Raw genomic sequence first — 21,460 nt, 5'->3', positions numbered from 1 at the left:
CGACATGACGGTCGACCGCGCCCTGCCCACGCCCGAAGCCCACGACCTGCTGGACCTCGTCCGGGAGATCATCACCAAGGACGTCGCGCCGCGCGCGGCCGGCGACGAGGCCGACGGCCGCTTCCCCCGCGAGGTGTTCACCACCCTGGGCAGGGCCGGCCTGCTCGGGCTGCCCTACCCCGAGGAGCACGGCGGCGCCGCCCAGCCCTACGAGGTGTACCTGCAGGTGGTGGAGGAGCTGGCGGGCGCGTTCCTCGCCGTCGGCCTCGGCGTCTCCGTGCACACCCTGTCGTGCTTCCCGCTCGCCGCCTACGGCGCGCAGGACAGACGGGCCGACCTGCTGCCCGCCATGATCGGTGGCGAGCTGCTCGGCGCGTACTGCCTGTCGGAACCGCAGTCCGGCTCCGACGCCGCCGCCCTGACCACCCGGGCCCAGGCCGCCGACGGCGGGTACGTCGTGGACGGCGTCAAGGCGTGGACCACCCATGGCGGCGTGGCCGACTTCTACACCCTGATGGCGCGCACCTCCGGCGACGGCGCCCGGGGCATCTCCTGCTTCCACGTACCGGCGGACACACCCGGGCTGTCGTTCGGCCGGCCCGAGCGCAAAATGGGCATGCGCTCCTCCCCGACGGCCCAGGTGCGCCTGGACGGGGTGCGACTCGGGCCCGAGGCGCTGATCGGCGGCGAGGGAGAGGGCTTCCGCATCGCCATGGCCGCCCTGGACGGGGGACGGCTCGGCATCGCCGCCTGCGCCGTCGGCGTCGCCCAGGCCGCCCTGGACACCGCCGTCTCCTACGCCCGCGAGCGCCGCCAGTTCGGCAGGCGCATCGCCGACTTCCAGGGGCTGGGCTTCCTGCTCGCCGACATGGCCACCCAGATCGCCGCCGCCCGCTCGCTGTACCTGGACGCCGCCCGCCTGCGCGACGCGGGCCGTCCGTACGGCACCCGCGCGGCGATGGCGAAGCTGTTCGCCACCGACGCCGCCATGAAGATCACGACCGACGCCGTGCAGGTCCTCGGCGGCTACGGCTACGTCGAGGACTTCCCGGCCGAACGCCTCATGCGGGAGGCCAAGGTCCTGCAGATCGTCGAGGGCACCAACCAGATCCAGCGCGTGGTCATCTCCCGCGCCCTCACCAAGGAAAGCTGAACCCGGCGCTCGCTTGGAGCCGGGGTCGTGCGACCGTCGTTCCGGTGAGCCCGCGGGCGGGCTCACCGGCGTGCGGCCGTCCGGGCCTAGGGGAGGTGGAGCTTGGGGCGGACCCACTGGGCCAGTTTGCCGATGGCGTCGTCGGACACCTTCGAGCGTCCGGCGGCCATCTGGAAGGTGTGCAACTGGCCGGGGAAGACCTCGATCTCGGCGTCCACGCCGGCCGCGCGGGCGTTGCCGGCGAGCCGGCGGGCCTCACCGAGCAGCGTCTCGTCGCCGCCCGCCTGGATGTAGATCGGCGGCAGGCCGCTCAGATCGGCGTGGAGCGGGCTCGCCAGCGGGTCCTTGGGGTCGGCGCCGCCCAGGTACAGGTACGCCAGGATCTCCACGACCTCCTTGTAGAAGAACTCCTCGGTCGCGCGGTTGGTGTCGAAGGTCTCCTCGCCGACCGTCATGTCGACCCACGGGGAGAGCAGCATCAACGCGGCGGGGAGGGGAAGGCCGAGCTCGCGGGCGCGCAGGATCGCCGCCAGGGACACCCCGGCGCCGAGCGAGTCGCCGGCGAGCGCGATGCGCCCGGCGTCGAAACCCTGGTCGAGCAACCCGCGGTAGGCGGTGACGGTGTCCTCGACCGGCACGGGATAGGCCGTCCGGTGGTAGCCGGTGATCAGCGCGCGGACGCCGGCGGCCTTGGCCAGGTGGCCGAACATCTTGCGGTGGGTGTAGATCGAGCCGCTGACGCCGCCGCCGCCGTGCACGCTGAGGATCACGCGGTCCTCGGGGCTGTGCTTCGGGACCGCCCACAGCGCGGGCAGGCCGGCCACCTCGGTCTCCAGGTAGTCGACGCCGCCGGGGTCGGTCGTCAGGCCGGGCCAGTAACGCTCGACCCGTTCGCGGATCTCCTCGGGAGTCTGGTCCGGGTCGTCCTGGGCCGCCCGCGTCATGTCGCGCCAGTGGTCCCTGACGATCTCCGGTTTCCTGCGCGCCATCGTATGGTCCTTCCGTGAGGTGGGGTGTGAGATGTCGCGTGCGGCGGATCGCCGGCTCGGCGGGTCCGTCCGCGACGCGCGAGGGGACCGGCCCGGTGACTCCTGTTCGGTGACTCCGGCCCCGTTCCCGTTCGGTGCCGCCGCCTTCGCCGGCGGCGGCCTTCCTCTCCACCGACGCGGCACGCGTGCCGATTCGGACACCGGACTCCTTGGAAAGCCCCGGGGCGGTTCGCCGCCGTGACCTCTCGCCCCGGCGGCCCGGAGCCCGTGCGCCGGCTGCCGGGCGGGCTGAATCTTTCACGGAGCGGCCGGGGTGCCGGCGATCGCGGGACGTCGTTTCGCCGAAACATTTCGCGGGGGGTGCTCCGCGAGAATTCCGCGATTACCGCTGGACGCCGGACCGCCGCCCGTGGATCCTTCTGGCGCCGGGCCGCGGGTCGGTGCATCTTTCCGTTTCGCGAAATCGGGCCGTCGTCGGAGCAGGCATTTCGCGCCCCGATGGCCGCGTGGGTTTCGGACCCGCCGAAAGTTCTTGCGTTTTGACCGGTGCCCGGAGAAGGTGCTGAATTCGCGGTGGCCGGTGTGAGAGGCGCGGTGTGAGAGGCGCGAGAAAGGATGCCCATGTTCGCTGTGAGATCGGCTCGGCGGGTGCTGGCGCTCGGTTCTGCTCTGGTCGCGACGGGGGTGCTGAGCGTGGTGGCCGTGTCGTCACCCGCCGCGGCCACCACCGCCGTGCTGAACGCGACCGTGGACTGCTACAACGTCGACTACTCCGGGGACACCCGGGACTGGTACCCCTCCGGTCTGCGGGTCGTCACCTCATCTCCTTCCTGGTCCACGACGGTCGGCAGCGTGACCGCGGTCCCCGCCACGCACTCCTTCCAGTTCAGCCAGACGCTGCCCAACGACGCCGGGTACGTGGGGGTGTCCGCCGTGTGCAGCGGCGGTCACCAGTACGACCTGCCCGGCTCGACCGGCCTGACGAGCATCCCCGCGGGGACGAACGTCGTGACCGCCAGCTGGGGCTGCTCCACCGGCCCGGTCTACCCCGGCCCGTGGGTCACCAACTGCAGCCTGCAGTCGGTCTCCTACAGCTGACCGCCGGGACCGCCCCAGGGAGGGCGGGGTCGTCCGCGAGCCCGAGGCGCACCGCCGCCGCTCGCGCGGCCCCGCCCTGCGGGGCGCATTCGCCAGGTGGGCCCCATCCCGCGCCGGGAGCACGTCGTTCGTCGGTTCGCCGTCCCGGGTGGACGTCGTGGCCTCGCCGAGAAGGGTCGGGACCGAAATCCCTACTTACCCTATACAAAAGGTAGGTTTTTGGGCATACTTGCGGCCGTTTGCTGTGTTCCACCCAAGGAGCCCCCCATGCGCCGCATCATCCTCCTCTTCGGCGTGCTCGCCCTCGTCGGCGGTCTGTCCGCCTGCGGGGGAGGTGAGACGAAGGCCGGCAAGGAGCACCTGCGCGTCGGCTACCAGCGGTTCGGCGGGCAGAGCCTGCTCAAGGCCAAGGGGTCGGCCCCGGACGCCACCTGGTCGCTGTTCGAGAGCGGTCCCGCGTTGACCGAGGCGCTCAAGGCCGGCGCCATCGACATCGGCCAGACCGGCGAGGCCCCGCCGATCTTCGCCGCGGCCGGCGGCACCAAGTTCAAGATCATCGCGACCTCCCGGCCGGTGCCGAAGGGCGAGGCCGTCCTGGTCAAGGAGAAGAGCGGCTTCACCTCCTTCAAGGACCTCAAGGGCAAGAAGGTCGCGCTCAACAAGGGGTCCAACGTCAACTGGCTGCTGGTCAAGCTCCTCGAGGCCAACGGCATGAAGATCACCGACATCGAGGTCCAGTACCTCAAGCCGGCCGAGGCCCGTCCCGCGTTCGACAACGACCAGGTCGACGCCTGGATCATCTGGGACCCGTACTTCTCCCTCACCGAGCGCCCGGGCGTGAAGGTCCTGGCCGACGCCACGGGCCTCGCCAACAACCGCGAGTATCTGCTGGCCTCGCCGGAGATCCTGAAGAACAGGCCCGACGCGGTCCGCGCGTACCTCAAGGTCTACCGCGAGGTCACCGACTGGGGCATCGCCCACCCCGAGGAGCGCGTCAAGCTGCTCGCCCCCGAGCTGAAGATCCCCGAGGACGTCGCCCGCCGCGCCCTGGCCCGCAGCGCCCAGCCGCTCGCGCCGGTGGACGCCGCGGTCGGCGAGGAACTCCAGCAGATCGCGGACGGCTTCGCCGGCCTCGCCCTCATTCCCGCCAAGGTCGACGTCACGTCCCTCATCGACCCGAGCTTCCTGGACATCTTGCAGTGAGGCTCAGGCCACGGCGGCTGATCACCCCGATCGTGCTCGTCGCCGGATGGGAGGGCGCCGCCCGGGCCGGCGTCCTCCCGCACGACAAGCTCCCCGCGCCGAGCGACGTCGCGGCGGCGGCCTGGCGGCTGTCCCTGGACGGAACCCTCGGCCTGCACCTGCTGGAATCCCTGGAACGGGCCGCCCTCGGGCTGCTCATCGGCGGCTCGCTCGCCCTGGTCCTGGGCGCGGTCGCCGGGTTGCTCCGCACCGGGGACGACCTGGTGGACCCGCCCGTCCAGGCCGCCCGGATGCTGCCGCATCTCGGGCTCGTCCCGCTGCTCATCATCTGGGTGGGCATCGGCGAGTCGCTCAAGATCTCCCTGGTGGCGCTGGGCGCGTTCTTCCCGATCTATCTCAACACCTACGCCGGCATCCGCGGCATCGACGAGAGGCTGGTCGAGGCCGCCCGCACCTGCGGTCTCACACAGCTCGAGCGGATCAGGCACGTGGTGCTCCCGGGCGCGATGCCGTCGCTGTTCCTCGGCCTGCGGCTGGCGTTCGCCGCGGGATGGCTCAGCCTGGTCGTCGGCGAGCAGGTCAACGGGCAGAGCGGGCTGGGCTTCATGATGATGGAGGCCCGCGACTTCAGCCAGACGGAGATCGTCGTGCTGGGGCTGGTCGTCTACGCGTCCCTCGGCCTGCTGTCCGACCTGGCCCTGCGCACCGCTGAAAGGAGGACGCTGTCATGGCGTCGAGGCCTGCGAGCGTCGTAGCCGCCACCGGGATCCGCCGCGTGTTCGCCGGCACGACGGTCCTCGCCGGCGTCGACCTGCGGATCCGGCGCGGCGAGGTCGTCGCCCTGCTGGGGGAGAGCGGGTCGGGCAAGAGCACCCTCCTGCGGATCCTGGCCGGACTCGACCAGGAGGCCACCGGTGAGCTCACGACCACCGGGTCCACGGCCGTGGTGTTCCAGGAGCACCGGCTGCTGCCCTGGAAACGGGTGGCCGACAATGTGGCGCTGGGCGTGCGCGGCCGCGACGCCCGCGAGCGCGCGAGGACGGCGCTGGAGGAGGTGGGGCTCGCCGACCGGAGCGGCGCCTGGCCTTCGGAGCTGTCCGGCGGGCAGTCCCAGCGCGTGGCCTTCGCCCGGGCCCTGGTCCGCGAGCCCGACCTGCTCCTGCTCGACGAGCCGTTCGGCGCGCTCGACGCGCTGACCAGGCTGAAGATGCAGGCCCTGTTCGGCAGGCTCCACGCCGGGCACGGCTTCGCCGCCCTGCTCGTGACCCACGACGTGGAGGAGGCGCTCCTGCTCGCCGACCGGCTCCTGGTCCTGGACCAGGGCCGCATCGCCGAGGAGATCGAGGTCGATCTCGGCCGTCCCCGCGCCGTCGACGTCCCGGGCTTCTCCGGCCTGCGCCGCCGCCTGCTCACCCTCCTCCACGTCCCCGTGGACCTCGAGGCGCCCATCTCGCCCTGACGGCTCGTCCGTGCCGGCCGTGCTCGGCTGCGGGGACGGTTCACAGGGAGTTCTTAGCTGGGATTTGTGGCAATTTTGCCTGAGCTTTATAGGTTGGAGCGATGGAGCGCGTGCCGCAGGAGGCCGGCGCGGCCGAGGCTCGGGGAGCCGTGGCCGGGCGGGCTCGGCGGTTCGCCGCCACCGGCGTCGTGCTCGTCCTGCTCGTCGTCGTGCTCGTCGTCGTGGCGGTGTCGGCGTACCGGCTGGGAGGCGGCGGGAACGGCGAGCGCGCCGCGCCCAGTGTGACGCCGACGCCGACGCCCGGCGCGACGCTCACGGCGGCCGAGGTCTTCACCAGGACCGGCCCGTCGGTGGTGGTCATCCGGGCCGGGCGGTCGCTCGGAACCGGGGTGATCGCTGCCGAGGACGGGACGATCCTGACGGCGAACCACGTCGTCAAAGGCGCCAAGGACGTCACCGTGACCTTCGCCGACGGCACCAGGGCCAAGGCCGCCGTCGCGTCGTCCGATCCCCGGCGCGACGTCGCGACGCTCAAGCCCGCGGGGCTGCCGGAGATCGTCGTCCCGGCCACGCTCGGCGGCGCCGTCGCCGTGGGCGCGCCCGTCGTGGCGATCGGCAATCCGCTGGGCCTGACCTACAGTCTCTCCACCGGCGTGGTGTCGGGCCTGGACCGGACCGTCGAGGACGGCGGCCTGAACGGGCTCATCCAGTTCGACGCCTCCGTCAACCCGGGCAGCTCCGGCGGTCCGCTCCTGGACGCCCGCGGCCTGGTCATCGGCATCGTCGTCTCGATCGCCGACCCGGGAGGCGACGAGGCGTTCGCCGGCATCGCCTTCGCCGTGCCGATCGGCGCGGCCCTGGGCGGGAGCGAAGGCGACGGCCCGCCGGGCGACGGGCCCCAGATCTGACCGCAGCGTCACGAGAAGGAACACATGACTTCGACCACGTCCCCCGAGCCGGCCCATCCGCTCGAACAGGTGCTGTTCGAGGTCAAACGCACCATCGTCGGGCAGGACACCCTGCTGGAGCGCATGGCCGTCGCGCTGGTCGCCGACGGCCACCTGCTCGTCGAGGGCGTGCCGGGCCTGGCCAAGACGCTCGCGGTCCGCTCCCTGGCCGCCGCGATCGACGGCAGCTTCCAGCGCGTCCAGTTCACCCCCGACCTGGTGCCCGCCGACCTGGTCGGCACGCGGGTCTACCACCAGCACTCCGGGGAGTTCCGCACCGAACTCGGCCCGGTGTTCGCCAACCTGCTGCTGGCCGACGAGATCAACCGCGCCCCCGCCAAGGTGCAGAGCGCCCTGCTGGAGGTGATGCAGGAGCACCAGGTGACCATCGGCCGCGAGACGTTCCGGGTGCCCGAGCCGTTCCTGGTCATGGCGACGGAGAACCCGATCGAGTCGGAGGGCACCTACCCGTTGCCGGAGGCGCAGGTCGACCGCTTCATGATGAAGGTGGTCGTCGGCTACCCGACGCAGGCCGAGGAGCAGGCGATCGTCGGCCGGGCGCTGCGTCCGCCGGAGCCGCCGCAGGCGATGGTGACGGCCGAGGAGCTGATCGCGATGCGGGCCCGCGCCCAGGCGGTGTACGTCGATCCGGCGATCGTCGACTACGCGGTGCGGCTGGTCGCCGTGACGCGTTCCCCGGCGACGGCCGGGCTCGGCGAGCTGGAACGGTACCTCACCTACGGGGCGAGCCCGCGGGCGTCCATCGCCCTGGTCACCGGCGCCCGGGCGCTGGCGTTCCTGCGCGGCCGCGAGTACGTCCTGCCGCACGACCTGACCGAGCTCGCGCTCGACGTGCTGCGCCACCGCCTCGTGCTGTCCTACGAGGCCCTCGCCGACGACGTCGACGCCGACACGATCATCACCGGGGTGCTCGGGGCCGTCCGGGCGCCCGACGTCGTCCTGCGGAGACGCTGAGCCCATGGCCACAGCCTCCGAGAAGCTCCTGCTCCGCCTGGAGTGGAAGGTCGTCCGCAGGCTCGACGGCCGCCTCCAGGGCGCCCACCGCACCGCGCACCGCGGCGCAGGCGTCGACCTCGCCGGGTTGCGGGCCTACCACGCCGGCGACGACGCCCGGCACATCGACTGGAACGCGACCGCCCGGCTGGACGAGCCGCATCTGCGGCTGTTCACCGAGGACCGCGAGCTGACGGTGTGGCTCGTGCTCGACCGTTCGGCCTCGATGGCGGCGGGCCGGCCGGGACGCGGCAAGCATGACGTTCTGGCCGAGCTCGCGCTCGTCCTGGCCCGGCTGTTCGGCAGGGGCGGCAACCGTGTCGGCGCCCTGATGTTCGACACCGGGACGCTGCGCGTCGTCCCGCCCGGCACCACCCGGCGGCACGCGCTGCGGATCGGCGCCGAGCTCGAACGCACCTCGGAGGCGCGCGGCGGCGCCACCACCGATCTGGCCGGGATGCTGGACGCGGCCGGGCGGCTCGCGCGCCGCCGCGCGCTGATCGTCGTGCTGTCGGACTTCATCGGCGACGGCGACTGGGAGCGCTCGCTCCAGCGCCTGGTCCGGCGGCACGAGGTCGTCGCCCTGCGGATCGTGGACGCCGCCGACGACGCGCTGCCCGAGGCCGGGCTGATCGTGGTCGAGGACGCCGAGACCGGCGAACAGCTCGTCGTCGACTCCGCCGACCCGCTGCTGCGGGCCCGCTTCCGCGCCGCCGTCGACGCCCGCGACGCCCGGCTCACGGCGGGCATGCGCCGGGCCGGGGTGCCCGTCCACCGCATCGGCACCGAACGGGACCTGGCCGAGGCGCTCGCCGAGGTCGTCGCCCGGACCCGGGACCGGTCGCCATGACCGGGCTCGCCGAGGTCGCCGATGGACGGGCCCTTGGTCGCGCGGCCGGTGAAGCAGGACTCATGACCCTGTCCTCCCCGCTGCTGCTGGCCGTCGGGCTGCTGGTCACCGCGGCCCTCGCCTGGGCGGCCGTCGTGTCCGCGCGCCGCCGGACGGCCGCGCTCGCCGCCGCCGGGCTCGCGGTGCCGGGCGGCGGCCGGGCGCACCGCGGCATCGGCCTGACGATCGCCGGCGTCGGGGTGCTCGCCGTCGCCGCCGCCGGACCGGCGGCCATGGTGCCGGTCCCGCGGACCGCCGGCACCGTCGTCCTCGCCATCGACGTCTCCGGCAGCATGGGCGCCGACGACGTCGCGCCGACCCGGCTGGCGGCCGCGCAGCGGGCGGCCCGCGCGTTCGTGGCGGCGCAGCCCGACAGCGTCGACATCGGAGTCGTCGCCTTCGAACGCGGCGCGCTGACCACCGCGCGGCCCGACGCCGACCACTCCATCGCCCTGGCGGCCGTCGACCGGCTGAAGGTCTCCGGCGGCACCTCGCTGGGGACGGCCATCCTGGCCTCGCTGTCGGCGATCAGCGGCAGGCCGGTGGCGCTCGGCCGGGACGACGCCGCGCCCGACATCGGCTACTGGCCGTCGGCGACGATCGTGATGTTCTCCGACGGCCAGAACCAGGGCGCCGACGTCGGCCGGGCCGCCGCCGTGGCCCAGCGGGCGGGCGTCCACGTCCACACCGTCGGGGTCGGCACCGCGGCCGGGGCCACGGTGAAGGTCGACGGCTACCACCTGCGGACCTCGCTCGACGAGGACACCCTCACCTTGATCGCCCGGACGACCGGCGGCGCCTACCACCCGGCCTCGGACGCCGCGCGGCTCGACGGGATCGCCGGCACGATCGACCTGCGGCTCACCGTCTCCGACGAGCCGCTTCCGCTCGCCGGCGGGCTGATCGGGCTCGCCCTCGCGCTGCTCACCGCGGGAGCGGCGCTCACCGTGCTGCGGTCTGACCGGGTGATCTGAATGTCGTTGTCATGGCCGTGGGCGCTGCTGTCGATCCTGGTCATCCCGCTGATCTTCGCCGTCCGCGAATGGGCCCGCCGCCGGCGGAAGCGGGCCGCCGTGCGGGTAACCTCGATCGCGCTGGTCCGCAGCGCCCTGCCCGGCCGTAGCCGCTGGACCCGGAAGATCCCCGCCGCGCTGTTCGTCGCCGGGCTCGCGCTGCTCGCGCTCGGCGCCGCGCGCCCCCAGGCGTCAGTGCCGGTGCCGAGGACGTCGGCGACGATCCTGCTCGCGCTCGACACCTCCGGCTCGATGTGCTCCACCGACGTCGCGCCCAATCGCATCACCGCCGCCAGGAAGGCCGCCGCGGACTTCATCGAGTCGCAGCGTGGCGGACCGCGCATCGGCCTGGTCACCTTCGCGGGCACCGCGGGGCTGCTCGTCCCTCCCACCGACGACACCGACGCGCTGATCGAGGCGATGGAGAACCTCACCGTGTCCCGCGGCACCGCGATCGGCCAGGCGGTGCTCACCTCGATCGACGCGATCGCCGAGGTCGACCCGTCGGTCGCCCCCACCGGCGCCGACCCCGGCAACGGCGGCGGCGGCGACGCCGCGGCCGCCATCATCGTGCTGACCGACGGCGCCAACACCCAGGGCGTCGAGCCCCAGACCGCCGCGCGGGAAGCGGCCCTGCGCCGCGTCCGGGTCTTCCCCATCGGGTTCGGCACCACCGCCCCCGCCCCGATGGTCTGCGACAACTCCCAGTTCGACGGCTACGGCGGCTTGGGCGGTTACGGTCGCGGCGGTCGCGGCGGCTTCGACCGGGGACGCAACCCCCGCACCATCGACGAGCCCGCGCTCGAACGGATCGCCCGGACCACCGGCGGCGCCTACCACCGCGCCGAGAACGCCGACCAGCTCCAGACCGCCCTCAAGGCCCTGCCCAGCAGCTTCACCGTCGTCGACCGCCGAGTGGACGCCTCCGCCGTCTTCGCCGCCGCGGGCGGCGTCCTCATCACCACGGCCCTGTCCCTCACCCTGTGGTGGAACCGCCCCCGCCCACCGGCCCGCTGAGGCGGATCAGGACGAGGTGGAGTCGTCCGCGGCCCAGTCCAGGAGGGACTCGGCGGTGGAGAAGCGGCGGCTGGAGACGTCCTCGCCGAGGATGACCCCGACCAGGCGGCGGCCGTCGCGGTCGGCGGCGAAGGTCAGGCAGTAGCCGGCCGCGTTGGTGAAACCGGTCTTGACGCCGAGCACGCCCGGGTCGCCGAGCAGGTGGTTGGTGTTGGTCCAGGTGTAGGCCCCGTGGCCGTCCGTCGCGTCCACCGAGTGGGTCTCGGTCGAGGTGACCTCGCGGAAGGTCGCGTCGCGCAGCGCCGCCGCGGCGAGGCGCGCCTGGTCGCGCGCGGTGGAGTAGCCGTCGCCGCCGGACATCGGCAGCCCGTCGGGGTTGACGTACCGGGTGTCGGCCAGTCCGAGCCCGCGGGCGGTGGCGTTCATCTTGGCGACGAACCCCTCGACGCCGGGGCCGTAGGTGCGGGCCAGCGCGTGGGCGGCGTCGGCGCCCGAGGGCAGCATCAGGCCGTACAGCAGCTCGCCCACCGGGACCCGGTCGCCGGGGCGCAGGTCGGCGCTCGTGCCGCCGTTGTCGTCGGCGTGGCTCACGTCCGCGCCGGTGACCTGGACGACGTCGGTGAGCTTGGCCTCGCGAAGGACGACGTAGGCGGTCATGACCTTGGTCAGGCTCGCGATCGGCAGCCGGTCGGCGGCGTTCTCGTCGAGCAGCGCCTTGCCGGAGGAGGCGTCGAGCAGGAAGGTGGCGCGCCCGTAGACCTCCGGCGCCCGGCGCGCGGCGGCGGGGAGCGCCACGGGTACGGCGGCGGAGAGGACCGATCCACCCGCGGCGGTCGTCCCGGTGGCCAGGACGGTGGCCGGGGGCGCGGGCCGGGCGATGGCGGGAGTGGAAACGCCGCCGACCAGGGCGAACATGGCCGCGCATATGCCTGCGATTACGTTCCGATTACGCACGAGCCTCAGGCTGCCATGTCGGGGCGAGTGGTTTGAGCGGCCTTTAGGACATCCGGCCCAGGGTTTTACCAGGTCAGAGGCCGGTATGGCCGTTCGGCGCGCTCCTCGTCGTGCACCGGCGGCGGTGGCCGCGCGTCATCGCCGGTCCGCGCACCCCGCAGATGTTCTCCTGGGCCCCCCGGAGCCTTCCGGCCTTCCGACGCCGTGGAAACAGGGCGGCGTGCCGGTATTAGTACGCAGACAGAGCCCGGCCGGGGGCGTTGCATGGGGTGCGGCGGGGCCCGCGGCACGGGGAACAGGTCTGCGGGTGCCGCCGGCGGAGTCGTGGGGACGGCCTCGACCACGGTGCGGGCAAGCCCGTGGTGGCCGCGCGCTTGAGAACGGGGGTCCATGATGGGCGCTTCTCGCCGCCCGGCGCACGTGACGGGGGACGTCGCCCGAGCATTCCCGCCGCGGTGCGTTCACCGTGCCTCGCAGGGTGAGACGCGGTGAACGCCCGGCCGCCGGGGAGCGGCGCGGACGCCGCGCCGGCGCCCGGCGACCCCGCGGGGGACACGATCCTGGTGGACGTCGTGCGGGCGGTGCTGGAACGGCAGGGCGCGGACGGCCGGCGCGTCGAGCCCGGCGCGTTCTGGTGCTCGGTGCGAGGCGCCGGCGGGTCCCTGGCGCAGGGATGGAAACTGCACCTGTCGGCGACTCCGCTGTCGGCCCCGCTGGTGCTGGCCAGGGCCGCCGCCGTGCTCGCGCGGCACGGCTGCCCGTTCAAGTTCGCCGGCACCCTCGATCGGGTGGCCGAGCTGACCTCACCGCGGTACGACCGCGCCGCGGGCGGCAAGTTCATCACCGCCTACCCCGACGCCGACGACGAGCGCCTGCGCGCCCTGGCCGAGGAACTGCACCGCGCGACCGAGGGCCTGCCGGGGCCGGTGATCCTCTCCGACCGCCCCTACCGGCCCGGCAGCCTGGTGCACTACCGGTACGGGGCCCACCGCGGCCGGGTGAGGCTCGGCAACGACGGCTCGCGCGTGGCGATGCTGGTCGCCCCGGACGGGTCGTACGTCCTGGACGAGCGCAGGCCCTGGTACGCCGCGCCGTCCTGGGCGCCGCGTGACCCCTTCGCCGCCGACCTCGCCCCGCCGCCCGGTCCGTCCGGGTCGTCCGGTCCGTCCGGGTCGTCCGGGCCGCCGGGGCCGGGGGAGGCGCGGGCAGGGGACGGCGGCGCCGTCGAGGCGGTGCTCCTGGGCGGCCGGTACGTCGTCCACGGGGCCGTGCGCCACGCGCTCAAGGGCGGGGTGTTCCAGGCCGTCGACGAGCGCACCGGATCGGCGGTGATCATCAAGCAGGCCCGCAGGCACGTGGGCTCGACTCCGGGCGGCCTGGACGTCCGCGACGCCCTGCGGCACGAGGCGGCCATGCTGGAGCTGCTGGAGCCGTCCGGGATCACCCCGCTCACCGGCGGCCTGTTCGAGCAGCAGGGCGACCTGTTCCTGGTCCAGGAGGCGATCGCCGGGGTCACCCTGCGCGAATGGGTGCGCGCGATCCACGCGGAGACGGCCCGCGGCCAGGACGGCTCCTGGGGTCCGCCGCCGGGGCGGGCCCTGCGCGTCGCCGCCGAGCTGACCGGACTGGTGGCGCTCGTCCACGCCCGCGGCCTGGTGCTCCAGGACTTCAACCCCGGCAACGTGATGGTCGCCGGGGACGGCGGGCTGCGGCTCATCGACCTGGAACTGCTCGCCCGGCCGGGCGAGCCGGTGATGCGGGCCTGCACCCCGGGTTACGGCGCCCCCGAGCAGGGGACGCGCACCGGGTTCGGCCCCGCTCCCGCCCAGTCGGTGGATCTTCACGGGCTGGGGGCGACGCTGTTCCACCTGGTCACCGGCGCCGACCCCCGCCTGCCCGCCGACGACCCGCCGGGACGGCCGCTGCGCGAGCGCCTCGGGGCGTGGCTCGCCCACGCGTCCCGGGGCAATCCCGCCGCCGCCCGCCTGGCGCCGCTCATCCTCGCCCTCCTGCACGAGGACCCCGACCGCCGCCCCGGTCTCGCCGAGGTCCGTCGCGCCCTGTCCGTCCCGCCCGGCCCGCCGGACCTGTCCGGCGGCCGGGCGGGGGCCGCGGGCGCCTCTCGGTCTTACGCGCAGAAGGAGCAAGAAGACGGGGACCGCGGCGGCGGCCTCGGGCGGTTGCTGGACGACGGGCTCGCGCATCTGGTCGCCTCCATGGACACCTCGGCCGGGGAACGGCTGTGGCCGGCCGGAGGCTTCGGCGGGTCGGCCGACCCGTTCAACGTCCAGCACGGCGCCGCCGGCGTGCTGGGCGTCTTGGTACGGGCGTACCGGGGCCGGCCGGACCCGGCGCTGCGCGAGGCCGTGGCCGCGGCGGCCGGATGGATCCGCCGCGGGGTGCCGCGGGAACCCCGCATGCTGCCCGGACTGTACTTCGGCCGCTCCGGCACCGCCTGGGCCCTGCTGGAGGCCGGCCGGGCGCTCGGCGACGACGACCTCGAACGGCTGGCCGCCGACCTGGCGCTGCGCGTCCCGCTGCGCTGGCCCAACCCCGACGTCTGCCACGGGACCTCCGGCGCGGGCCTGACCCAGCTGCGCTTCTGGGAGGTCACCGGCCGCGAGGTCTTCCTGGACCGGGCCCGCGAGGCCGCCGCGTCGGTCTCCGGCGCGGCCACGCGCGCGGACGGGCGGCTGCTGTGGCCGATCCCGCGCGACTTCGCCTCCACCCTGGCCGGCCTGGTCCACTACGGCTTCGCCCACGGCGTCGCCGGCAACGCCGCCTTCCTGCTCGCCGCGGGACGGGCGCTGCGCGAGCCGGCCTACGTGGAGCTGGCGGCCGAGGCGGCCGGCACGCTCGTCCGGGCGGCCCGCGTCGAGCGGGACGCCGCCTACTGGCCGGGCGGCGAGGGCGACGACCGGCCGCTGACGCACTGGTGCAGCGGCTCCTCGGGCGTCGGCACGTTCCTGGTGCGGATGTGGCGCGAGACCGGCGAGGAGGCCCTGCTGGACCTGGCGCGCGGCGCCGCCGTCGCCGTCCACCGCTCCCGGTGGCACGCGGGCGCCGGTCAGTGCCACGGCCTGTCCGGCGACGCCGAGTTCCTGCTGGACCTGGCCGAGATGGGCGGCGGCGGGCGGCACCGGCGATGGGCCCTGGACCTGGCCGCCGCGATCGGCCTTCGGCACGCCCTGCGGGACGGGCGCATGGTCGTCCCCGGCGACCAGGACGCCGAGATGGCCGCCGGCTTCAACGTGGGCCTGTCAGGCGTGGTGGCCCTGCTGCTGCGGCTGCGCGACGGCGGGCCGCGCATGTGGCTGCCGGAGGTCCTCGCCGGGCCGGGTCCCGCCGCCCGCTGATCATCCGCGCGCTGATCCTCCGCGCCCAGCGGTCCCGGCCGAGCGCGGCCCTGGGCGGGGCGGGACCATGCCCCGGCGCAACAGCGGACATCGGAGGAGGTGGACCGATCGCGCGGGACGACGCGCACGACGGCACAACGGCGAGCACGTCCACGGCGACGGCGGCCGCGGCTACGATCCGAAGGAGGCGACGACGGTGACGACGGAGACCGACGTCCGGGCGTTGCAGGCCCTGCCCGCGGCCATGCCCGCCATGCATGCCATGCCGCCCACCGGCCGGTGGCCCGGCGAGGACACCTGCATGTACGACACGGCCTGCGAGTGGACGTGGTGAACACGGCGCGGACCGCCGGCGGCCGCCCGCCCGTGCCGCCTGCGCGCCGGTCAGCGGCCTGCGCCGTCGGCCGGCGGCCTGCGCCGCCGATCAGCCGGGCTCCAGGCGGGGGCGGGGGAAACGGGGAGCCGCGGGGGCGCAGGGCGGCCGAAGGGCGCCGAGCGCCTGGTCCAGGGCGTCCTCCACGGCGCCGCCCGTGTCGATCTCCACGGCGCCCGGCCACGGCGGGGTCCTGGCCGCCATGGCCTCGGAGACGGCCTGGCCGGCGTCCGAGACGCCCGCGGTGCGGCGGGCCAGCCTCTCGGCCACCACCCGCGCCGGCGCCGCGCAGCGCAGCGCCACCAGGTCGGTGAAGGTGCGCCGGGCGACCCGCTCGGCGTCCGACCGGTGCGCGGCGCCGGTCCAGGAGGCGTCCAGGACCACCGGCTCACCGAGGCCGAGCAGCCGCTCCGCCCGCGACAGCAGCTCGCCGTAGGTGCGCTCGGTCCACTCGGGCCGGTAGATGCCCTCCTCGAAGGGGGCAGTGGCACGGGTCTGCGGCGCCAGGCCCGCCATCTCCTTGCGGACGCGGTCGCTGCTCAGCAGCGTGTACCCGAGGCGGTCGGCCACGGCGCCCGCCAGCGCCGACTTCCCCGTCCCGGGCGGCCCGCCCACCAGGACCAGCGTCACCGCGCCGGCCCGCAGGTGGCGCAGCGCCAGCTCGGCCAGCTCGCCGGCCTCGCGCGCCGCCCCCGTGCCGCCCTGCCCGTGCCGCAGGCAGGCCACCTTGGCGCGGACGAACGCCCGGTAGGCCACATAGTGGTGCACCAGGCACGGCGGGGAGGGGTCGCCGGAGAACTCGGCGTAGCGGTCCAGGAACGCGACGGCCTCGCCGGGCGCGCCGAGCCGCTCGAGGTCCATGGCGAGGAACGCGGCGTCGTCCAGCCCGTCGACGAAGCGCAGCCGCTCGTCGAACTCCAGGCAGTCCAGGATGCGCGGCCCGTCGTCCAGGCAGAAGATGTCCTCGGCCAGCAGGTCGCCGTGCCCGTCCACGATGCGGCCCTGCTCGACGCGCGCGCGAAACAGCGGCTCGCGGCCGTCGACGAAGCGCAGCGCGAGCCGCTCGATCACGCCGAGCGCCGCGGCGCCGACGGGGCTTCCCGGACCGCCGGGCTCACCGGACCAGCCCGATCGGCCATGTTCGCCGAGTTCGCCATGTTCGCGGGGGTCGCCATGCTGGCCGGGTTCGGCGGGTTCGGCGGGTTCGGCGGGTTCGGCGGGTTCGGCGGGTTCGGCGGGTTCGCCGGTTTCGCCTGGGCCGCTGTGCAGCTCGCGGACCTCGGCGAGGCTCGCCGTCCAGCGGGCCCGCAGCGCCCGGCCGCCGCCCTCCCGGTCGATCTCCGGGCCGCGGCGGGCCCGGGCGTGCAGGCTCGCCACCTGGCGGGCGATGCGCCGCAGGTGCTCGCCCACCGGCGCGCCGGAGCGGGCCAGGAGGGCCAGGCGGCGCTCGGCGGGCATGCGCCGCATCACGATCAGGTGCTCACAGGGCCGGCCGTCCGGGCCGATCACGTCGGCGACGCCCTCGTAGACGTCGGGGGCCAGCCGCCGGTTGAGCGCCACCTCCTCCTGGCAGGCGGCCCGCCGGGCCTCCCGGTCGGTGAAGTCCAGGAACCCGAAGCGCACCGGCTTCTTCATCTTGTACGCCCGGTCTCCGAGCAGTACCACGACGCCCGAGTGCGTCTCTGTGACCTGCGCCCACGCGCCCATCGCCGACCTTCCCCCCGGGCCTGTCCCCTCAGGGAGCCTTCCCCCGCCCCGAGCCCTGACGCGAGGAGCGGGCGGGCGATGGCAAACAGGCGGCAATCTTCTGTGCGGCGCCCCGTCCCCGGGGAGATCGGGGAGCGTCGGCCGGGTATGGGCGGAGGGACGCCGGCGCCGGATCCGACCGGACGGCCGGCGAGCGACCTGGGGAGGCAAGGTGCGCAACGCCCTGGACCGCCGCCATGCTCCCGGCCCGTCCGACCGGGGGTTCCCCGGCGCGCGGTGGCCGGCGCGCGCCGTGCTCGTGGTCGCGCTGTCGGCCGCCGCGGCCGGGACGACGGCCCCCGCTGGCGCCGCGGCCGTTCCCCGTGAGGCGCGCGCCATCGCCGCCACCGGTGACCGCGGGCCCATCGTGATCGGCAACGGCCGGCACAACTACAGCTACGCGCAGGTCCACAGCCCCACCTACATGCGGGGCGTCCAGCACGTGTCCAACGCGAGCGTGGTCGGCCACTCTCCGGCCCAGGCGGCCATCTGCAGGAAGCGCCACCGGATCTGCCACATCTCCGAGAAGCTCTGGATCGGCCGCCGCCGCTGACCGACGGAGGGATTCACGTCGCGCCGGGTCACGGGGCGCTGTCACGGGGCGCTGTCACGGGGCGCTGTCACGGGGCGCTGTCATGGGGCGCCGAGTGGAGTCAGAGGGCGCCGGTGCGCGCCGCGGTGACCACCACCGTGGCGAAGCGCATCACGAAACCGCCGCCCACCGCGTCGATCGCGGCGCCGATGCCGTCGAGCACCTCCCGCAGCGTGTCGGACGGCAGTCGGGTGTGCAGGCCGGTGGTCGGCACCTGGTCCAGCCATTCGTCGCGGGTGTAGGGCTGTTCCCAGTCGAACCGCCACCGCTCCGGTTCGCCGAACGCGCCCGCCTGCCGGACGCCGTCCTCCGCCTTGGCGCTGAGCGCCGAGTACGGGTCCGCGTCCGACGCCCCGCTCTGAGGGATGGGCGCGTCGGGCAGGACCCGCCGGTACACCGCGGCGAACGCCTCGCCGATCTCGGGCTCGGGCTGGTAGACGTTCCAGAACACCGCCAGCCGCCCGCCGGGGCGCAGCACCTGGGCGGCCTTCGCCGCGCCGGCGACCGGGTCGACCCAGTGCCAGGCCTGCCCGGCGATGACCGCGTCGAAGGCCCGGCCGGCGGCCTGCCATGCCTCGAACGTCGCCACCTCGACCTCCAGGCCTCCGCGCCGCGCGAAGCCGGCCATCCGCTCGTCGGGCTCGACCCCGAGCACCCGGCAGCCGGCGGCCTCGAACTGCCGGGCGGCTATGCCGGTCCCGATCCCGACGTCCAGGACGTCGGGGCCGGGACTGCCGGCGACGATCCGCCGGACCATGGCCTCGGGGTAGCGGGGACGCGCCCGGTCGTAGCGTTCGGCGTCCACGCCGAACGACTCGGCGATCTGCCGGGCGTGGTGCGGCTCGGACGGGGGAGGGGAGGCCTCCGCCGGCGGTAGAGTGGGCATGCGCCCACCATAGTGGGCGCTTGCCCACTTATCAATCGGGCGGGACCGGCCGTGGAAGGAGGGATGTGCGGTGCCGACGGGCGTGCACATCCGCGACGCGCGCAAACAGCTGTTCGACGCCGCGGAGCGCGTCCTGCTCCGGGACGGGCCGAGCGCGCTGACCAGCAGGGCGGTCACCACGGAGGCGGGCTGCGCCAAAGGCGTCCTGCACCGGCACTTCGCCGACTTCGACGGCTTCCTCGCCGAGTTCGTCCTGGACCGCGTCGGCCTCATCGACGGCCAGACGGCCGCCCTGCGCGAGGCCGCGGGCACCGGCACCGTCGCCGGCAACCTCACCGCCGCGCTCACGGCCCTGTTCGAGTCGGTGGCGGTGGCCGTCGTCGGCCTGGTCGGCTCCCGCGACGAGCTCCGCGACCGGCTGCGCGAGGCCTGGCCGGCCGGCGTCCCCGTGCTGACCGAGGCCGCGATCATGATCGGCTCCTATCTCGCCGCCGAGCGCGAGCTCGGCCGCGTCGCGGCCGACGCCGACGTGGACACCCTCGCCGCCATGCTGATCGGCACCGGGCACCTGATGTTCGCCGACCGCACGGGCGTCCCGCCCGAGGCGGGGGCCGTGCACAAGGTGGTCGCCGCGATCGTCACCGGCGTCGCCCGAAACCCCCTGCGGTAGGCCGCCGATCGACGCGCCGACGGGGCGCGCCGGTTCGCGGCCACGTAGGGAGGTCGGTTGGAACCATGACGTAACCGGTTAGATGACGAAACGGGCTCATGGGGCGCTACCGTTTACGGAGTGGAGGAGATCGATCGCCGAATCGTGATGCTGCTGGCCGTGGACGGCCGCATGAGCTTCACCGACCTCGCCAAGGAGACCGGCCTGTCGGTGTCCGCCGTGCACCAGCGGGTGCGCAGGCTGGAGAAACGCGGCGTCATCCGCGGGTACGCGGCCCTGGTCGATCACGACGCGGTCGGGCTGCCGCTCACCGCCTTCGTGTCGATCAAACCGATCGACCCCTCCGCTCCCGACGACGCGCCCGAGAAGCTCGAGCACCTGACCGCCATCGAGGCCTGTCACAGCGTCGCCGGTGACGAGAGCTACATCCTCAAGGTGCGCGTGCAGTCGCCGAACGCGCTGGAGCACCTCCTGCAGCAGATCCGGGCGTCGGCCAACGTCTCCACCCGCACCACCATCGTGCTCAGCACCCCCTACGAGCACCGCACCCCCGACCTCACCACCGGCGCCCCCTGAACGCCGACCGCCGCGCAAGGCCGGTCGTGCCGGGGAGTGTCCGCCCCGCGAACGGCTCACCCAGCCTGCCCTGCTGATCAAGGGCGGCCATGATCCGGTGACCGGCCCGGAGGAGATACGCCTGTTCCGAGAGCGTGTCCCGAGCGGGACGTTCCGCCGCTTCGACGGCGCCGGGCATTTCGTCCACGCCGAGGAGCCCGAAGAGTACGCCCGGCTCGCCGCGGCATTCGTCGCGGGTGAAGCCGGGGGATGAGGCCGGCGACGCCGAAGCCCTGATGCGGGAGCAGGCTGGACAAGCCTTCGGTGGGGGCGGGATAGACGCCTTCTATGTGTCTATCGTCGGAATTGTGTTGCTTTGTCCTGTTCTGCTGCTCAGGATGGTGAGCAAGAGTCGCCGTCATGAGAGGCGGACATGCCTTCCGGAACCAGCAACGGCGCCTGCCCGACGGTGGACGTCCACGCACATGTCTGGCTGCCCGAGGTCCACGCGCTCGCCGATGGCCGCCCCGCTCTGGTGGCCTACGAGGAACTGGAACGGGCGCGGCTCGGACCGGAGTCGGCGCGGGTCAGCGACCGCCGGTTCGACGAGTGCAGGGAACGGCTGACCGATCTCGGCGCCCGCGCCGCCGCGATGTCCGCGGCGGGTGTGGACGCCCAGGTCGTCTCGGTCGCCCCGCACCTCTACCACCCGTGGGCCGGCCCGAGCCTCGCCTGGGCCATCGCGCAGGCCACCAACGAAGGGGTCGCCACCCACTGCGCCGGCCTGCCCGAGCGGCTGTGCGGCCTGGGCGTCGCGCCCATCCGGCACCCCGAGGTGGCCCTGGCCGCGCTGGAGGACGCCGTCGTGCGCTGCGGCCTGCGCGGCGTCGAGATCACCTCGCACGCCACCGGCCCGGGCGGCGGCCCGCCGACCGAACTGTCGGACCCCCGGCTGGAGCCGCTGTGGCGGCGCGCCGAGGAGCTCGACGCCGTGATCTTCCTGCACCCGTGGGGATGCTCGCTGGACGCCCGCCTGGACCGCTGGTACCTGTCCAACAGCGTGGGCCAGCCGGTGGAGCACGTCGTCGCGCTCTCCCACCTGATCTTCTCCGGCGTGCTCGACCGCCATCCCGCGCTCCGGTTCGTCGCCGCCCACGGCGGCGGCTACCTGCCCGCCTTCGCCGGCCGCCTCGACCACGCCTGGCTCGTCCGGCCCGAGGCGCGGACGTGCCGGCACCTGCCGAGCTGTTACCTGCGCCGCCTGTACTACGACACCGTCGTGCACGCCCCTGAGGCGCTCGTCGCCCTCGTCCGCGCCGTCGGCGTCGGCCGGGTCCTGCTCGGCTCGGACTACCCGTTCGACATGGGCGTCGAGGATCCGGTGCGGCGCGTGCACGAAGCGGTGCCCGACCCGGTCGCCGCGAACGCCATCAGAGGGGGGAACGCCGCGGACCTGAGCCTGCTGCCTGCCGCCTGGCCGCCCGGGTAGCGCGGCGCCGCCCCCGGCTCGCGCGGAGGGCCCGCGCGGACGGTCCGCGCGGACGGC

The 21,460-nt window shown here is 74.5% G+C and carries 20 protein-coding genes and 1 pseudogene; 17 read left to right on the top strand and 4 right to left on the bottom strand.

Annotation, left to right across the window (positions count from 1 at the left end; all coding sequences use genetic code 11):
- Positions 1-4 precede the first annotated feature (4 nt).
- Positions 5-1,153, top strand: coding sequence for an acyl-CoA dehydrogenase family protein (locus ABZU32_RS26115; RefSeq protein WP_354852822.1), 1,149 nt, complete (start codon positions 5-7; stop codon positions 1,151-1,153).
- Between the two features lie 86 nt (positions 1,154-1,239).
- Here the strand turns inward: ABZU32_RS26115 and ABZU32_RS26110 are convergent, their stop codons facing one another.
- On the bottom strand, positions 1,240-2,142 hold the full coding sequence (locus ABZU32_RS26110) for an alpha/beta hydrolase fold domain-containing protein (protein ID WP_354926019.1): 903 nt from the start codon (positions 2,140-2,142) through the stop codon (positions 1,240-1,242).
- 621 nt (positions 2,143-2,763) lie between these two features.
- On the opposite strand from ABZU32_RS26110, the gene ABZU32_RS26105 reads away from it, so the two are divergent.
- The 9 genes from ABZU32_RS26105 to ABZU32_RS26065 all read left to right on the top strand — a co-directional run bounded on the left by ABZU32_RS26105 (position 2,764) and on the right by ABZU32_RS26065 (position 10,782).
- Positions 2,764-3,240 carry a hypothetical protein gene (locus ABZU32_RS26105; protein ID WP_354926017.1) on the top strand — a complete coding sequence of 159 codons (477 nt, stop codon included), beginning with the start codon at positions 2,764-2,766 and terminating at the stop codon, positions 3,238-3,240.
- 267 nt (positions 3,241-3,507) lie between these two features.
- Entirely contained in the window at positions 3,508-4,443 is a 936-nt protein-coding gene (locus ABZU32_RS26100; protein WP_354926015.1) for an aliphatic sulfonate ABC transporter substrate-binding protein, read from the top strand.
- A complete protein-coding gene (locus tag ABZU32_RS26095) occupies positions 4,440-5,198 on the top strand; it encodes an ABC transporter permease (RefSeq protein ID WP_354926013.1) in 759 nt (252 codons plus the stop codon). The genes ABZU32_RS26100 and ABZU32_RS26095 overlap by 4 nt, the downstream gene beginning before the upstream one ends.
- Entirely contained in the window at positions 5,171-5,902 is a 732-nt protein-coding gene (locus ABZU32_RS26090) for an ABC transporter ATP-binding protein (RefSeq protein ID WP_354926011.1), read from the top strand. Before ABZU32_RS26095 ends, ABZU32_RS26090 begins: the two co-directional genes overlap by 28 nt.
- Before the next feature lie 101 nt (positions 5,903-6,003).
- The gene (locus tag ABZU32_RS26085; protein WP_354926010.1) at positions 6,004-6,810 is read left to right on the top strand and encodes a trypsin-like peptidase domain-containing protein; all 807 of its coding nucleotides are present in this window, start codon (positions 6,004-6,006) and stop codon (positions 6,808-6,810) included.
- Between the two features lie 24 nt (positions 6,811-6,834).
- Positions 6,835-7,824 carry a MoxR family ATPase gene (locus tag ABZU32_RS26080; protein ID WP_354926008.1) on the top strand — a complete coding sequence of 330 codons (990 nt, stop codon included), beginning with the start codon at positions 6,835-6,837 and terminating at the stop codon, positions 7,822-7,824.
- Positions 7,825-7,828: 4 nt separating this feature from the next.
- Positions 7,829-8,713, top strand: a complete 885-nt coding sequence (locus ABZU32_RS26075) for a DUF58 domain-containing protein (protein WP_354926006.1) — start codon at positions 7,829-7,831, stop codon at positions 8,711-8,713.
- A 62-nt stretch (positions 8,714-8,775) separates the two neighbouring features.
- Positions 8,776-9,726 carry a VWA domain-containing protein gene (locus ABZU32_RS26070; protein ID WP_354926004.1) on the top strand — a complete coding sequence of 317 codons (951 nt, stop codon included), beginning with the start codon at positions 8,776-8,778 and terminating at the stop codon, positions 9,724-9,726.
- A complete protein-coding gene (locus tag ABZU32_RS26065; protein WP_354926002.1) occupies positions 9,727-10,782 on the top strand; it encodes a VWA domain-containing protein in 1,056 nt (351 codons plus the stop codon).
- A gap of 6 nt (positions 10,783-10,788) precedes the next feature.
- Here ABZU32_RS26065 and ABZU32_RS26060 read toward each other — a convergent pair whose 3' ends face one another.
- On the bottom strand, positions 10,789-11,697 hold the full coding sequence (locus tag ABZU32_RS26060) for a serine hydrolase (protein ID WP_354926000.1): 909 nt from the start codon (positions 11,695-11,697) through the stop codon (positions 10,789-10,791).
- A gap of 527 nt (positions 11,698-12,224) precedes the next feature.
- On the opposite strand from ABZU32_RS26060, the gene lanL reads away from it, so the two are divergent.
- Together lanL and ABZU32_RS26050 are read left to right on the top strand one after the other, a co-directional pair.
- Positions 12,225-15,092 (top strand): class IV lanthionine synthetase LanL, encoded by a 2,868-nt coding sequence (gene lanL, locus ABZU32_RS26055; RefSeq protein ID WP_354925998.1) that lies wholly within the window; start codon positions 12,225-12,227, stop codon positions 15,090-15,092.
- Between the two features lie 196 nt (positions 15,093-15,288).
- Positions 15,289-15,426, top strand: coding sequence for a hypothetical protein (locus tag ABZU32_RS26050; RefSeq protein ID WP_354852844.1), 138 nt, complete (start codon positions 15,289-15,291; stop codon positions 15,424-15,426).
- A 90-nt stretch (positions 15,427-15,516) separates the two neighbouring features.
- Here ABZU32_RS26050 and ABZU32_RS26045 read toward each other — a convergent pair whose 3' ends face one another.
- Entirely contained in the window at positions 15,517-17,172 is a 1,656-nt protein-coding gene (locus ABZU32_RS26045) for an AAA family ATPase (RefSeq protein WP_354925996.1), read from the bottom strand.
- Positions 17,173-17,383: 211 nt separating this feature from the next.
- Here ABZU32_RS26045 and ABZU32_RS26040 point away from each other — a divergent pair, with 211 nt between their 5' ends.
- Entirely contained in the window at positions 17,384-17,764 is a 381-nt protein-coding gene (locus tag ABZU32_RS26040; RefSeq protein WP_354925994.1) for a hypothetical protein, read from the top strand.
- Positions 17,765-17,864: 100 nt separating this feature from the next.
- Here ABZU32_RS26040 and ABZU32_RS26035 read toward each other — a convergent pair whose 3' ends face one another.
- Positions 17,865-18,689, bottom strand: coding sequence for a class I SAM-dependent methyltransferase (locus ABZU32_RS26035; protein WP_354925992.1), 825 nt, complete (start codon positions 18,687-18,689; stop codon positions 17,865-17,867).
- A gap of 70 nt (positions 18,690-18,759) precedes the next feature.
- Here ABZU32_RS26035 and ABZU32_RS26030 point away from each other — a divergent pair, with 70 nt between their 5' ends.
- From ABZU32_RS26030 to ABZU32_RS26015, 4 genes and pseudogenes are all read left to right on the top strand, one after another.
- Positions 18,760-19,359: a TetR/AcrR family transcriptional regulator gene (locus ABZU32_RS26030; RefSeq protein ID WP_354925990.1), complete on the top strand. Its 600-nt coding sequence runs from the start codon at positions 18,760-18,762 to the stop codon at positions 19,357-19,359.
- Positions 19,360-19,479: 120 nt separating this feature from the next.
- On the top strand, positions 19,480-19,935 hold the full coding sequence (locus ABZU32_RS26025) for an Lrp/AsnC family transcriptional regulator (protein ID WP_354925988.1): 456 nt from the start codon (positions 19,480-19,482) through the stop codon (positions 19,933-19,935).
- Positions 19,936-19,984: 49 nt separating this feature from the next.
- Positions 19,985-20,188: pseudogene (locus ABZU32_RS26020) on the top strand (alpha/beta fold hydrolase); the annotation flags it as partial.
- Between the two features lie 159 nt (positions 20,189-20,347).
- Entirely contained in the window at positions 20,348-21,403 is a 1,056-nt protein-coding gene (locus tag ABZU32_RS26015) for an amidohydrolase family protein (protein ID WP_354925986.1), read from the top strand.
- Positions 21,404-21,460 lie beyond the last annotated feature (57 nt).

It is taken from the genome of Sphaerisporangium sp. NPDC005288 (genome assembly GCF_040607475.1).
In the GTDB taxonomy this organism is placed as follows: Bacteria; Actinomycetota; Actinomycetes; order Streptosporangiales; family Streptosporangiaceae; genus Sphaerisporangium; species Sphaerisporangium rhizosphaerae.
The sequence above is the reverse complement of the archived record's forward strand: the minus strand, read 5'-3'. Positions and strand labels throughout refer to the sequence as shown.